At 42.3% G+C, this 15,059-nt stretch carries 11 protein-coding genes; 7 read left to right on the top strand and 4 right to left on the bottom strand.

Going from position 1 to position 15,059, the window contains the following annotated elements; all coding sequences use genetic code 11:
- Window positions 1-174 precede the first annotated feature (174 nt).
- The 5 genes from QZ379_RS09210 to QZ379_RS09230 are packed head-to-tail and all read left to right on the top strand — an operon-like array spanning window position 175 to window position 8,131.
- A complete protein-coding gene (locus tag QZ379_RS09210; protein ID WP_291563542.1) occupies window positions 175-1,581 on the top strand; it encodes an arylsulfatase in 1,407 nt (468 codons plus the stop codon).
- Window positions 1,578-3,179, top strand: a complete 1,602-nt coding sequence (locus QZ379_RS09215) for a sulfatase (RefSeq protein ID WP_291563545.1) — start codon at window positions 1,578-1,580, stop codon at window positions 3,177-3,179. Before QZ379_RS09210 ends, QZ379_RS09215 begins: the two co-directional genes overlap by 4 nt.
- A gap of 12 nt (window positions 3,180-3,191) precedes the next feature.
- Window positions 3,192-4,613, top strand: a complete 1,422-nt coding sequence (locus QZ379_RS09220; protein ID WP_291563548.1) for a sulfatase — start codon at window positions 3,192-3,194, stop codon at window positions 4,611-4,613.
- A gap of 35 nt (window positions 4,614-4,648) precedes the next feature.
- Window positions 4,649-6,550: a sulfatase-like hydrolase/transferase gene (locus QZ379_RS09225; protein ID WP_291563551.1), complete on the top strand. Its 1,902-nt coding sequence runs from the start codon at window positions 4,649-4,651 to the stop codon at window positions 6,548-6,550.
- A 12-nt stretch (window positions 6,551-6,562) separates the two neighbouring features.
- Window positions 6,563-8,131, top strand: coding sequence for an arylsulfatase (locus QZ379_RS09230; protein WP_291563554.1), 1,569 nt, complete (start codon window positions 6,563-6,565; stop codon window positions 8,129-8,131).
- Window positions 8,132-8,208: 77 nt separating this feature from the next.
- Here the strand turns inward: QZ379_RS09230 and QZ379_RS09235 are convergent, their stop codons facing one another.
- A complete protein-coding gene (locus QZ379_RS09235) occupies window positions 8,209-10,194 on the bottom strand; it encodes a glucosamine-6-phosphate deaminase (protein ID WP_291563557.1) in 1,986 nt (661 codons plus the stop codon).
- Window positions 10,195-10,214: 20 nt separating this feature from the next.
- The gene (gene nagB / locus QZ379_RS09240; protein ID WP_291563560.1) at window positions 10,215-11,006 is read right to left on the bottom strand and encodes a glucosamine-6-phosphate deaminase; all 792 of its coding nucleotides are present in this window, start codon (window positions 11,004-11,006) and stop codon (window positions 10,215-10,217) included.
- Between the two features lie 179 nt (window positions 11,007-11,185).
- On the opposite strand from nagB, the gene QZ379_RS09245 reads away from it, so the two are divergent.
- Window positions 11,186-12,388 (top strand): ROK family transcriptional regulator, encoded by a 1,203-nt coding sequence (locus tag QZ379_RS09245; protein ID WP_291563563.1) that lies wholly within the window; start codon window positions 11,186-11,188, stop codon window positions 12,386-12,388.
- Window positions 12,389-12,449: 61 nt separating this feature from the next.
- Here QZ379_RS09245 and QZ379_RS09250 read toward each other — a convergent pair whose 3' ends face one another.
- Both QZ379_RS09250 and QZ379_RS09255 read right to left on the bottom strand, forming a co-directional pair.
- A complete protein-coding gene (locus tag QZ379_RS09250) occupies window positions 12,450-13,004 on the bottom strand; it encodes a 1-acyl-sn-glycerol-3-phosphate acyltransferase (protein WP_291563567.1) in 555 nt (184 codons plus the stop codon).
- A 16-nt stretch (window positions 13,005-13,020) separates the two neighbouring features.
- Window positions 13,021-13,287: a hypothetical protein gene (locus QZ379_RS09255; RefSeq protein WP_291563569.1), complete on the bottom strand. Its 267-nt coding sequence runs from the start codon at window positions 13,285-13,287 to the stop codon at window positions 13,021-13,023.
- Between the two features lie 329 nt (window positions 13,288-13,616).
- Between QZ379_RS09255 and QZ379_RS09260 the strand changes: the two genes are divergently transcribed.
- Window positions 13,617-15,059: diphosphate--fructose-6-phosphate 1-phosphotransferase (locus QZ379_RS09260; RefSeq protein WP_291563572.1), on the top strand; the 1,443-nt coding region annotated here is incomplete at its 3' end.

The following is a 15,059-nucleotide window of genomic DNA, read 5'->3' on the forward strand; positions in this document are numbered from 1 at the left end:
CAAAGGTAATACTTTTGGGGGAATTTTTCGCAATTCAATTACTTTTGACTATATTTACCTCTATTTGCCTGCTGAATAATTTCTCAACCTTATTTGAATAGAATATCAACCAAAAAGCAGGATAATCGTGGTAAATTTGCGATAATTATAGATAATGTTTTAATTTTACATACCATGAAGATTGATAAAAAAATTACGGGTTTTGCTTTGGCGGCTTTAGCAGCCGGAACTTATGTACAGGCACAGGAAAAATTGCCTAATATCGTTTTCGTACTGGCAGACGATATGGGTATAGGTGATTTGGGCTGTTACGGACAGACAAAAATCAAAACTCCTAACATCGACAAATTAGCGGAGAACGGTTTGCTGTTCACTCATCATTACAGTGGATCTACAGTCAGCGCACCGTCAAGATGCTGCCTTATGACAGGTAAGCATACAGGGCATTCGTATGTCAGGGGAAACAAAGGACAGAAGACTCCGGAAGGATTTTTCGATTTGGCTCTTCCTGAAGAAGAGGTGACTGTGGCTGAAATCCTGAAGAAGAAAGGGTATAAGACAATGTGTGTCGGTAAGTGGGGGCTTGGCGGTCCAGGCACTGAGGGTAGTCCGATAAATAAGGGATTCGATTATTTCTTCGGATATCTGAGCCAGTCGGCTGCTCACCGTTATTATCCTGAATATCTTTATGAGAATGAAAAGAAAGTTATGCTTAACGGTGAAGTGTACAGTCATTTCATGATAATGGAAAAAGGACTCGACTTTATAAAGAAAAACGCGGACAGTCCTTTCTTTGCATATTTTGCGGTTACACCTCCTCATGCGGATTTGGATTATCCTGACTTGAGTCAGTATGAAGATGCATTCCCGGAAAAGCCATATATAAACAACAAGGGAACCGGCTTTAAAACTCAGATGAAACCGAAGGCTGTATATGCTTCGATGGTCAGTGAGGTTGATAAGAACGTGGGTCAGATTATTGACTTGCTGAAGAAAGAAGGCATATGGGAAAACACTATTTTCATTTTCTCATCAGACAATGGTGTACATTGTGTAGGAGGCCATGAACCTGATTTCTTTGATTCAAACGGTCCTTTCCGCGGATACAAACGCGATTTGTATGAGGGTGGTGTGAGAGCTCCTTTTGTGGTGAACTGGCCTGCGGTTATTAAGGAAAAGAGAACTACAGACAATATTTCTACTTTCTGGGATTTCCTCCCAACTGTGGCAGAGATTGTTGGTGCTGATGTACCTGAAGGTATCGACGGTATTTCATATCTGCCTGTGTTGAAGGGTGCGGACAAGAATCCTAAGCAGCACGAATACATCTACTACGAATTCTATGAGCAGGGCGGTAAGCAGTCTATCATGAAGGATGGCTGGAAACTTGTCAGACTGAATATGAGTAAACCCGGAAAACTGGTAGAAGAATTGTATAATCTGAATACAGACCCTGATGAATCAGAAAATATAATAGCTTCTAATCCAGAAAAGGCAGACGAGCTGAGAAAAATCGCTATGGAGGCGAGAACAGACAGTAAACATTTCAGTTGGAAACCTAAAAATCAGAAAAAGAAATGAAAAATAAAAGAATATGTTTGTCGGCAGGTATATTGTCGCTGACAAGTTGTGTTATTACAGCGAATGCTGCAGAAGTAGAAAAGAAACAAGAAAGACCTAACGTGCTATTTATTTTGGCTGACGATTATGGCTGGAATGATTTGGGATGTATGGGTAGTAAATATTATGAAACACCAAACCTGGACAGGATGGCTGCAAATGGTGTTTTGTTTACTAATGCTTATGCCACATGTCAGGTATCAAGTCCTTCTCGTGCCAGTATTATGACCGGTAAATATACCCCAAGGCATGGAGTTACAGACTGGATAGGAGAAAAATGGGGTGAAGACTGGCGCAAGATGAACAGACACAGCAAAGTACTTCCTGCGGAATATGCCATGGAACTCAGTAAGGATGAATATACGATAGCTGAATGTCTGAGGGATAATGGTTATACTACTTTTATTGCCGGAAAATGGCATCTGGGAGAGGAAGGTTCATGGCCGGAAGATCATGGCTTTATGATAAACAAAGGGGGATGGTCTGCAGGCAGCCCTAAAGGAGGATATTTCAGTCCATATAAAAATCCTAAACTTGAAGATGGACCGGCAGGTGAGAATCTTTCTATGAGACTCGGACGTGAAACTGTTGAGTTTATGAAAGAACAGAAGAAGAAAAAGAAACCGTTCTTTGCTTATTTGTCTTTCTATGCTGTTCACGGATCTATAGAAACGACTCAAGAGAATTGGGAATATTTCAGAAACAAGGCTGACAGTATGGGAATTGCCAAGAAGGGTTTCGCAGTGGACAGAACATTGCCGGTGAGACAAACTCAGGATAATCCGGTTTACGCAGGGCTAATCAGACAAATGGATGATGCAATAGGATATGTGCTTGACAATTTGGAAAAGTTGGGACTGGACAAGAATACTCTTGTCATATTCACATCAGACAATGGTGGAGTAACATCAGGTGATGCTTATTCAACTTCATTGTTACCATTGCGTGGTGGAAAAGGAAGACAATGGGAAGGCGGAATAAGGGAACCATTGTTGATTCAGTATCCCGGATGCAAGAATCCCGGCAGCAAATGCGATGTGCCTGTTATCGGTACTGATTACTATCCTACGATTCTTGACTTTGCCGGATTGCCACTGCAGAAACAGCAACATGTGGATGGTGTAAGTATTATGCCGTTACTTAACGGTGGAAATATAGCTGAAAGGTCTTTGTTCTGGCATTACCCGCATTACGGTAACCAGGGTGGTGAACCGTGTTCTATAATCCGTGACGGTGACTGGAAACTGATTTTCTATCACGAGGATTTAAGATGTGAACTTTATAATCTTTCTATAGATATAAGCGAGAGTGAGCCTTTAAATATCCAGTATCCGGAAAAAGTCAAGGAACTTAAGGGCAAACTTGATGAATGGTTGAAAGATGTTGGAGCGAAGATGCCTGTGGCAGATATGGAATATAATCCAAAGGAAGAAGCTAAGGTCAAGCTGAAATGGAAAACAAAAGTTCTTGAACAGAAGGAAAAGGAAAGACTAAATATGTTGAGAAAAGACTGGAAACCTAATAAGGACTGGTGGGGAAGTATGATTACAATAGATTAAAAAATAAAATTTATGTTAGGAAGAATATTTATTGCAACCGGTGGATTAATGTTTTCATTGGGTTGTGCAGCTAAAAATGAAAAACCGAACATCGTTTTCATTATGGCCGATGACCTCGGCTGGAACGACCTTGGTTATACCGGAAGCGACTATCACGAAACTCCCTATATCGACAGCCTTGCTTCGGAAGGCATGATTTTTACGAATGCCTATGCCGCTGCGGCAAACTCTGCACCGAGCAGGGCTTGCTTTATGAGCGGTATGTATACTCCGCGCCATGGTATATTTACAGTCAGTCCGTCGGCCAGAGGTGAGAAGAGGAAACGGAAACTTATACCGATAGAGAACACCGAGGACTTGAGGGCTGATTTCGTGACTTTGGGTGAGGCCTTGAAGTCAGAGGGCTATACATGCGGACATGTAGGCAAATGGCATTTGGGCGATGATAACGATGGAACAGGACCTTTGTCGCAGGGCTTTGACCTGAATATTGCCGGATGCCGTGCCGGAACTCCTTATTCCTATTTTTATCCTTATTGTAATAAAAAGAAGGGGGCTTGCCATCCGGGACTGGATGAAGGCAAGGAGGGAGAGTATCTCACCGACAGGCTTACGGATGAGGCTGTGAAGTTTATGATTGATTCTTCCAAGGGCGACAAACCGTTTTTCCTTTATATGGCTCATCATGCGGTGCATGTTCCGCTTAAAGCTCCTGCCAATCTGATAGAGAAATATCAGAATAAGGAAAAGGGAAAGTATCACAGGAATCCAGTATATGCAGCAATGATGGAAAGCCTTGACAACAGTGTGGGACGTATTTGCCATACACTTGATTCTTTGGGTGTGGCAGACAATACAATCATAGTGTTTACATCAGACAATGGTGGTTCGGAACCAGTGACTGATAATTTTATGCTTCGTGGCGGAAAAGGTATGCCGTATGAAGGTGGAATAAGAGTTCCTCTCATTGTAAAATGGCCGGGGCATACTGAGGCGGGAAGTAAATGTGAGGTGGCTGTAAGTGGTGTTGATTTCTATCCTACTCTTGTAGACATGGCTGGGGGAAAGGCTGATTCGTCACTTGACGGTGAGGACATTTCCTGTTTGCTCTACGGTTCGGAAAAGAAATTTAAGGACAGAGATTTGTTCTGGCACTTTCCTGCATATCTGGAATCGTATAAAAAGAGTGGAATGGATTTCCGCGCTACTCCTTTCTCTATAATACGTTCGGGCGAGTGGAAACTGATTTATTTCTACGAAACTGATACGTTCGAACTGTATAATCTTGATAAGGATATAATGGAGAAGAAAAATGTAGCTGCAAAATATCCAAAGGTAGCGGACGTGATGGTGAAGAAACTGAAGAAATGGATTGCTGATACCGGTGCTCCGATACCGACAGAGAAAAATCCGTACTACGAAGGCGGATTATGATTTAATAAAGAGAACTTCTTAAAAATAATTGCGAAATGAATACCGGATTTCCGATTTTGTCAATGGGCGTATGCTTCAGTGCATTGCCATTGATGGCTGATACTAACGATAATGAAAAGCCTAACATAGTGTGGTTTCTTACTGAGGACCTTTCTACACATTATCTTGCACTCTATAATAATGGCAACGGAGCCGAAACTCCTAATGTTTCGTGGATGGCACAGAACGGTGTTACTTATACAAATGCATATAGTAACGCTCCTGTAAGTTCGGCAGCAAGAACAACTCTTATTACCGGATGTTATGCACCGAGATTTGCCGGCAGTTTCCATCGCCGTCTACAGAACATGACTATGCCTGAAGGACTGAGAATGTTTCCTTCGTATCTTAGAGAGGCAGGATATTATACATGCAATGCGCAGAAGACTGATTATAATGTGAAGTTGGACAAGACTGCATGGGATAATATCAAGGGTGAACTTGATTCGTGGAAAAACAGAACGGACAAGAGTCAGCCTTTCTTCTTCCAGAGAAGCAATATGCTTACTCACGAATCCAAACTGCAGTTTGATGAAGAAACGTACAGCAGCGTAAAGACTGTACATGACCCTTCTAAGGTATGTCTGCATCCGTTGCTCCCTGATACGGAACTGATAAGATATACATACGCTACTTTCTATGACAGAATACATGATTCTGATGAAGAACTTGGCAAACTTATATCAATGCTGAAGGAAGAGGGTGTTTTGGACAATACTATAATATTCTATTTCGGCGACAACGGCGGTTCGCTTCCTGGTACAAAGGGGTATACCGACGATATAGGAATACACGTTCCGCTGGTGGTTTATGTACCTGAAAAATGGAGAGACAAACTGGGAATAGAGAAGGGTAGTGTGGCCGATGAGCCTGTTTCTTTCATGGATTTTGCTCCTACAGTTCTTAAGCTTGCAGGTGTTGAAGTGCCTGAACAGATGGACGGTCAGCCGTTCTTGGGTGAAGAGAAGAAAGAGGATTTCATTGTTGGCTATGGTGACAGATTCGATGAGCTGTATGCCTTCAACAGAACTTTGAGAAAAGGCAAGTACAGATATGCAAGAAACTATCAGCCTTATCACACTCAGTCGCTTTTTGCATTGTACAGATATAAGCAGTTGTCTTTCAGAGAGTGGAAGGATATGTTCGTAGACGGAAAACTGAACGAGAACCAGTCTTCTTTCTTTATGCCTTTCGGACCTGAGGAACTTTATGACCTGGAAAAAGACCCTTATGAAATGAATAATCTTGCAAATGACAAGAAGTATGAGAAAGTTCTTTTAAATTTGCGAAATGAACTCAATGAATATTTGGTGAAGAAAGCCGATTTGGGATTTTTCCCTGAGACGGTTGTTTTAGAAGAGGGCATGGCGAATCCGGCTACATGGGGTGCGAACAACAGGGACAGAATAAGTAAGTTTGCGGAGATTGCTCAGTTGCAGACTGCAGAATATTCTGACAAAGTGGAGAAACAGTTGGAAAAATCATTACAGTCGGACGATGCGGTAGAACGTATGTGGGCTCTTACTACATGTTCTTATTTTGCAGGAAAGGCTTCGGCATTGAAAGACAAAGCTGAGAAACTGTTGGCGGATGAGAGAAGTTTTGTAAGATGCAGGGCGATGGTATTTCTTTCGGAATTGGGAATGAAATTCTCTAAGGATGATGTTCTTGCTGTGTTGGGCAATGTGAAAACCGGTGCTGAAACGATGTTTGTGTTCAATGATTTGACACACATGTATGAAAACAATCTGATTTCACCTTTTAAGATTAAAAAGGAAGAGCTGAAGAAAAAGTGTGCCGGAGTGGACTGGAGGGTGAAATATCTGAACAGTTATGCTTCTTCTGATTCATGGAGTGAAAGATGGAAAATGATTTATAAGGAAAATAACAAGCATTAAATCTGATTAATCATGAAAGAAAACAGACTTCTATTCTGCTGTGGCGCTGCCATGCTTACAGCTTTTTCGGCAACGAATGTGAACGCTGCTACGGATGCTGCCAACAAGGTTTCCGGCAAAAAGGGAAACTCAAAACCGAATATCATTTTTATTCTGTGTGATGATATGGGGTATGGGGATTTGGCATGTTACGGACAGAAATACATCAATACTCCGAATATTGACAGAATGGCTGCAGAAGGAATGCTCTTTACGCAGGCATATGCCGGTAGTCCGGTAAGTGCGCCGTCGCGTTCCACTATCATGACAGGACAGCATTCGGGACACGGACATGTGAGAGGCAACAAAGAGTATTGGGGAAAATCTCCGCTGATGAAGTACGGCGATAATGACGAGTATACCGTCGTAGGACAGGAGCCGTATGACCCGAATCATATCATTCTGCCTGAGATAATGAAAAAGAACGGATATACCACAGGTATGTTCGGAAAGTGGGCTGGAGGATATGAAGGTTCTGCCTCTACTCCGGACAAGAAGGGAGTGGACGAGTTCTACGGTTATATCTGCCAGTTCCAGGCTCATCTGTACTATCCTAACTTCCTGAACAGATATAGCAAGTCGGCCGGTGATACAGCTACCATAAGAATTACGCTCGATGATAATATCAAGTATCCGATGTCTGGCGACGATTACAGGAAAAGAACGCAGTATTCGGCTGATATGATTCATCAGGAGGCTCTGAAATGGCTCGACAAGCAGACGGCGGACCAGCCTTTCTACGGATTCTTCACATATACTCTTCCTCATGCCGAACTGGTTCAGCCTAACGATTCTATTCTGAAGTTCTATAAGAAGAAATTCTTCCATGACAAGACTTGGGGTGGAAGCAAAGGCGGAAGATATAATGCGGCTGTACATACTCATGCCGAGTTTGCCGGTATGATAACACGTCTGGATGCATACGTGGGTGAGGTGATGGCAAAACTGAAAGAAAAGGGATTTGACGAGAATACTATAGTGATTTTCAGCAGCGACAACGGTCCTCATGAAGAGGGTGGTGCCGACCCGGAATTCTTTGGAAGGGACGGCAAGCTGAGAGGCCTGAAAAGACAGTGTTACGAAGGTGGTATAAGAGTGCCGTTTATAGTGAAATGGCCGGCTAAGGTTCAGGCTGGTACTGTGAACGACCATCAGTTGGCTTTCTATGACATTATGCCTACATTCTGCGAGATTATAGGCGACAAGAAGTTCCCTAAGAAGTATATAAATAAAGAACTTGAGGGGGATTGCTTCGACGGTATCTCGTTTGCTCCGACTCTGACAGGAAATGATGAAAAGCAGAAGGAGCATGAGTTCCTGTACTGGGAGTTTCATGAAACAAACCAGATGGCGGTACGTATGGGCGACTGGAAACTTGTGGTTAAGAAGGGTGTTCCTCATCTTTATGACTTGAAAAACGATATCCACGAGGATAAGGATATAGCCGCTCAGCATCCTGAGATAGTAAATCGTATGGTTGATATAATCTATCAGGAACACAGACCGAGCGAACTGTTTAAGGTGACTTTGCCAAAAAGATAATATAGATGGACTTAAAAACAAAAAATCCTGCAAAACATTAAGCCTTGCAGGATTTTATAATGTATTAGAAATAATCTTTATAGAGGCTTATACTCGACGAATGCTTCCATTGCTTCGTAGCATGCCAGACCTAATCCGTCGTAAAGCAATGCTGTTCCGCGATTGCGGTCTTCGCTTCTTTGCCAGAACAGACGTTCGTCGTTGCCAAGGAACGGAGCACTTTCCATCTGCGACTGGTGCTTGAGGATTGAGTTACGTTTGGCACGCAATTCTTCCGGACTCAAAGGTACAGCCATTTCGATGTTCTCGATTTCCCATTCAGCCCATGCGCCACGGTACATCCATATTCTACAGTCGTTAAGCCATTCAGCACCGGCATTCTTTTCTTCGTCGATAGCGGCGAATACCGCATCAGTACATACTCGGTGAGTTCCATGCGGGTCGGCCAAGTCGCCGGCCACATAAATCTGATGAGGTTTTACTTCTCTCAGAAGGTTAAGAACGATTTCGATATCAGGCAGACTGATAGGATTCTTTTCTATCTTTCCTGTCTCGTAGAAAGGAAGGTCGAGGAAGTGACATCTTGACAAAGGAATATTGTTGTAAGTACATGCTGTACGTGCCTCACCTCTGCGGATAAGTCCCTTGATGGTAAGAATATCCCTTGAATCCATATCTCCCTCTTTCTTTTCGGCAAAGAACTTCTTGATTTCGGCATACTTGTCGCTGATAGTCTGGTTCTTGCTGTCGTCGAACAACTGGTTGAAACCATTGATGAAGTGCATGAATCTTACCACTTCTTCATCGCCTACGGCAATGTTACCCGAAGTCTGGTATGCTACGTGTACTTCATGTCCCTGCTGAACGAGTCTTCTCAGTGTACCACCCATTGAGATAACATCGTCATCCGGGTGCGGAGAGAATACGATAACCCTTTTCGGGAACGGTTTGGCTCTTTCAGGACGGTAAGTGTCGTCAGCGTTAGGTTTTCCGCCCGGCCAACCGGTGATGGTGTGCTGAAGGTCGTTGAACACCTTGATATTTACATTATATGCAGAGCCGTAAAGAGCAAGCAGTTCGCTCAGACCATTATCGTTGTAGTCCTTGTTTGTGAGTTTCAGGATTGGTTTACCCAATGTCTGGCACAACCATACGATAGCGCTTCTGATAAGTTTGTTGTTCCATTCGCAGTTTGTAACGAGCCACGGACGCTGTATTCTTGTCAGATATGCTGCAGCCGCAAGGTCTGTACAAACCACTGCGTTTGTATGCATCTGAAGATATGATGCAGGCAGTGTGTCTGTAATCTTTTCCTCTACAGTCTTGCGTATGATTTCTGCCTTGTCTTCGCCCCATGCCAGGAGGAATACCTTTCTTGCGCCAAGAATGGTTTTGATACCCATAGTGATGGAGCAAGGAGGAAGATTGTCAACGCCAAGATTATGTGCAGCTTCCGAACGTGAAGTGCTGTCAAGCAATATCAGGCGTGTAGATGAACTGGCTTGTGAACCAGGTTCGTTCATACCGATGATACCTTTTCTGCCTATTCCCAAAACAGCAATGTCGATACCGCCGAATGTCTGTATTCTTTGTTCATATAGTCTGCAATGGTCGATTATTGCATCCTGTGGGATGCTGCCTTCCATTGTAAATATGTTTTGTCTGTCAATGTCAACCTGTGAGATGAACTGTTTCATCAGATGGCTGAATGTGCTTCCTGCACCTTCGTTGATAGGGTAGAATTCATAAAGGTTGAAGAGTATAACGTTTCTGAAACTTACTCCTTCGTCTTTATGGCGGCGTATCAATTCGGCAAACAATGGTCTAAGTGATGAGCCTGTACCTAATGCTATAGTGCAGAATTTCCCTTCGCGCTGTCTGTCCTGTATCTTTGCTATTATTTCGCTGGCTATTTGTTGGATACCTTCGTCCATTGACTCGAAAATGTTTGTTGTAATTTTTTCGAATCTTGTGATGACCGAACGTTCCACTGCATTTTCAGGCTTATAATAGCGTGTAGACACATTGTTCAGTGAAATTTGCGATGTAAGATTAGTTCGCATAGTTTCTCCTGTTTTTATAATTAGAGATTATTTCTTTCTATATCCTTAAAGTATTTGTAAGTACCTACTTTAAGTTCGTCAGTAGCGGCTTCGTCGCATACGATTATACCGTGCTGGTGCATCTGAAGTGCGCTGATAGTCCACATCTGTGTGATACCGCCTTCTACTGCATGCTGCAATGCGCGTGCCTTGTTGTGTCCGTTACAGATAATCAATACTTCTTTTGCAGAAAGTACAGTGCCTACACCTACAGTAAGAGCAGTCTTAGGAACTTTGTTTACATCGTTGTCGAAGAAACGTGAGTTTGCGATGATAGTATCTGTAGTAAGAGTCTTGACGCGAGTGCGTGAAGTAAGTGAAGAACCAGGTTCGTTGAATGCGATATGACCGTCAGGACCTATACCTCCGAGGAACAGGTCGATACCACCGAATTTTTCAATTTCCTTTTCGTAGTTAGCACATTCAGCTTCAAGGTCAGCAGCATTTCCGTTCAATATATGTATGTTTTCCTTGCAGATATCAATATGATTGAAGAAGTTATTGAACATGAAAGAATGGTAGCTTTCAGGGTGTGATTCAGGAAGTCCGACGTATTCATCCATATTGAATGTAACAACATTCTTGAATGACACCTTACCCTGCTTGTTCAGTTCAATCAGAGCTTTGTACATACCAAGTGGAGATGATCCTGTAGGAAGACCCAATACGAAAGGTTTCTCTTTAGTAGGATTAGCTTCATTGATTCTTTTTGCAACGTAGTTAGCAGCCCAATTTGAGATTGACTGATAATCCGGTTCGATAATTACTCTCATGATTTTTTGGTTTTATTAGTTTGTAAATTTAGTTAACTATGTCTTATAACAAAGATTTTTTGATGACTATGCAAAGATACCTATCATAAATTAGAAAGGCAAATAAAAAAAATTTTTTTATAGGCGAGATATTAAAAAAAACTATTATTTTTGTGGCATATACTATAAAAAATATAAATATGGGACAGAGGCTATTGGATGAAATTAAGAAAGGCACTAAAAATGCTACGATGAAGCGTCGTATAATTACACATTTTATCTATAATAGTGATGCTACGATTACTGACCTGTCGAAAGATATGGATTTAAGTATTCCTACCATTACCAAGTTGATAGACGAAATGTGTGAAGACGGATATGTAGACGATAATGGAAAATTGGAAACTAACGGGGGCAGACATCCTAACCTATATGGCTTAAACCCTAATGCAGGTTACTTTCTCGGAGTTGAGGCGGCGAGGAAATATCTGAGTTTTTGTGTCGTTAATTTCAAGGGGGAAATAGTTGACTATAAGACCGGAATCCCTTTTAAACGCGAAAATACTGTAGAATGTCTGGATAATATGTGTGATGAGATTTTGTCATACATAAATTCATTGCCGTATGACAAGGATAAATATCTCAATGTATGTGTGGCATTGCACGGACGTGTAAATCCGGTGACAGGTTGCAGCTACGGTACATTCAATTTTGCACAGACTCCTATAAGCGAGATGATTACCGACAGAATAGGTATAAATGCATGTGTCGACAATGACAGCAGAACCACTGCTTACGGCGAATATATGCTGCATTCGGTGAGATGTCCTCGAAATGTGATTTTCATCAATCTGAGCTGGGGACTGGGAATGGGTGTCATTATCGATGGTAAGCTTTACAACGGTATGTCAGGTTTCGCAGGTGAGTTCGGCCACAATTTCGGATATGACAATCAGCAGATTTGTCACTGCGGAAAGAAAGGATGTATCGAAACCGAGGTGTCTTGTTCGGCTTTATACCGTAAATTCATCGAACGTCTGAAGAACGGGGAAAGCTCTATCGTGCTGAAAGAGAAATCAATTGACGAAATAGAACTTGATGATATATTCAATGCAGTGGAAAGAGAAGATGTGCTTGCCATAGAACTTGTGGAAGAGATTGGCCAGAAGTTGGGCCGTCACATAGGAGGACTGATAAACATCTTCAATCCGGAGCAGGTTATAATAGGAGGAGATTTGTCAAGAGTAGGCGATTATCTTCTGCATCCTGTGATATCTGCCATCAGAAAGCACACGCTGAATATGATGTACCGCGATTCTGATATCGTATTGTCGGAATTGAAGGAAAAGGCTAATGCGGTAGGAGCAGCCCTATTGTCAAGAAGTAATCTTTTTGTTTTGTAATAATGTTATCTTGATAAACAGAAAAGACCGTCAGGAAGTGATTCCGGGCGGTCTTTTTCTGTTATATTTCTCCTAAATCGAATTTCTCCGGATACTTGCCTTTGAAATCCTTGAAGTATAGTTTGATCTCGCGCATGTCTTTATCAATGTCGCCTGTAGGCATAACAGCCTTATTGGCGTAGATGCATTTCTTCTGATAGTCTATTCCGATAAGTACAATCGGTATTCCGGCTCCATTGGCAATGAAATAAAATCCCTTTTTCCAGTTAGGGTTTGCCGAACGTGTTCCTTCCGGAGTGATGGCCAAATGGAATTTAGGGCTTTTCCTGATAAGTTCCACTGTGCTTTCTACCAGCGAAGTGCGTTTGCCTCTGTTTACCGGTATTCCTCCCATCCATCTGAACAGGTATCCCAACGGGAAGAAGAACCATTCCTTCTTCATGAAGAAGCCGGATTCTCGCCCTATGGCACCTATGAACAGTTTGCCGATGATAAGGTCCCAGTTCGTGGTGTGGGGAGCCGCACAGATTATGCATTTGTCATAGTCCGGGACATTGACCTCAGCTTTCCATCCCAACAGCTTGAAATATATAAAGCTAAAAAGTGCTTTCTTCATTTCTTGTGCGTCGGGCTTATTTTTCGTTCAGTTTTTTGAAAACTTCTTCAATCTGTGTGTTAAAATCATCTTTCAGTTTCTTGTAGAAAGCCTTTACGTTGCCCGGTTCAGTATGGCTTATGCGGCTTACGATGTCTGCACGAAGGTCAAGGACTTTTCCTGCAAGGTCGCCTATCGCTTCTCTTCTTTCGTTATCGCAGTTCATGCTTTCGACGATACACATACCAACCATTACGTCAGAAATATAGTTTACATGTTTCTTCAAGTCTCTTCTTTTAGCCATAAATCAAAGTGTTTAATTAGTGAATAAAATGAATTTGACGTAAAGATAGTGCTTTTGTTGAAATATCTATACCTTTTTGTCAAATAATATTCTTGCTGTGTAAATTTTTTATCTCTCATTTTCGTATTTCCGAAAAAAAAGCGAAATTTGCACGAGTTAAAAAACTCGCGGGTATGCGTTTGTACGATGTCGCGTGAGGGCGCAAAAAGTCTTCAGAAAAAACGACGAAGCGTTTGGGAGAAAATGACGAAGCGTTTTATGTGAAACGACGAAGCGTTTTATATACCGAAAATATACATACACCTTTATATAAATAAATTATTAGAATTATGACAAAAAGTGCATTACAAATTGCAAGAGCTGCTTATCAGCCAAAATTACCTAAAGCCCTGAGAGGTGCGGTTGCAGTGAAAGAAGGTGAAGCTACTCAGTCAGTAGCCGACCAGGAAGCTATCAAAAAGTTGTTCCCTAATACATACGGAATGCCTTTGATTCAGTTCGTTGAAGGACAGGCTCAGAACACTGCAGAAATGAATGTTGGTGTTATCTTGTCTGGTGGACAGGCTCCGGGTGGACACAACGTAATCTCAGGTCTTTTCGACGGTATCAAGAAACTTAATCCTAACAACAAGCTTTACGGATTTATCCTTGGTCCCGGCGGTTTGGTAGACCACAAATATAAAGAACTTACTGCTGATATCATCGACGAATACCGTAACACAGGTGGTTTCGATATCATCGGTTCAGGTCGTACAAAACTTGAAAAAGAAGAACAGTTCGAAAAAGGTTACGAAATCCTTAAAGAACTTGGTATCAAGGCTTTGGTTATCATCGGTGGTGACGACTCTAACACTAACGCTTGTGTATTGGCTGAATACTATGCTGCCAAGAACTATGGCGTACAGGTAATCGGTTGTCCTAAGACTATCGACGGTGACTTGAAGAACGAAATGATTGAAACTTCATTCGGTTTCGATACTGCTTGTAAGACTTACTCAGAAGTTATCGGTAACATCGAACGTGACTGTAACTCAGCCCGCAAGTACTGGCACTTCATCAAATTGATGGGACGTTCTGCTTCTCACATCGCTCTTGAATGTGCTCTTCAGACTCAGCCAAACATCTGTATCATCTCTGAAGAAGTTGAAGCTAAGAATATGTCACTTGACGATGTTGTAACTTACATCGCACAGGCTGTTGCTAACCGTGCTGCAGAAGGAAACAACTTCGGTACAGTTCTTATCCCAGAAGGTCTTATCGAGTTCATCCCAGCTATGAAGGCTCTTATCGCTGAATTGAACGACTTCCTTGCTGCTAACGGCGAAGAATTCAACAGCATCGAACCTAACAAGCAGCGTGAATACATCATCAGCAAACTTTCTGCTGAAAACTCAGCTATCTATGCTTCTCTTCCGGAAGGTGTAGCTCGTCAGTTGTCACTCGACCGCGACCCACACGGAAACGTACAGGTATCACTTATCGAAACAGAAAAACTTCTTTCTGAAATGGTTGCAAAGAAACTTGCTGCATGGAAGGCTGAAGGCAAGTTCACAGGTAAGTTCTCTGCACAACACCACTTCTTCGGTTACGAAGGACGTTGCGCTGCTCCATCTAACTTCGATGCAGACTACTGCTACTCACTCGGTTACACTGCTTCATTGCTTATCGCAAGCGGTAAGACAGGTTATATGTCATCAGTACGCAACACTACTGCTCCTGCTGCTGAATGGATTGCAGGTGGTGTGCCTATCACAATGATGATGAACATGGAA

Source organism: Bacteroides sp., from assembly GCF_019417265.1.
Classification (GTDB): domain Bacteria; phylum Bacteroidota; class Bacteroidia; order Bacteroidales; family Bacteroidaceae; genus Phocaeicola.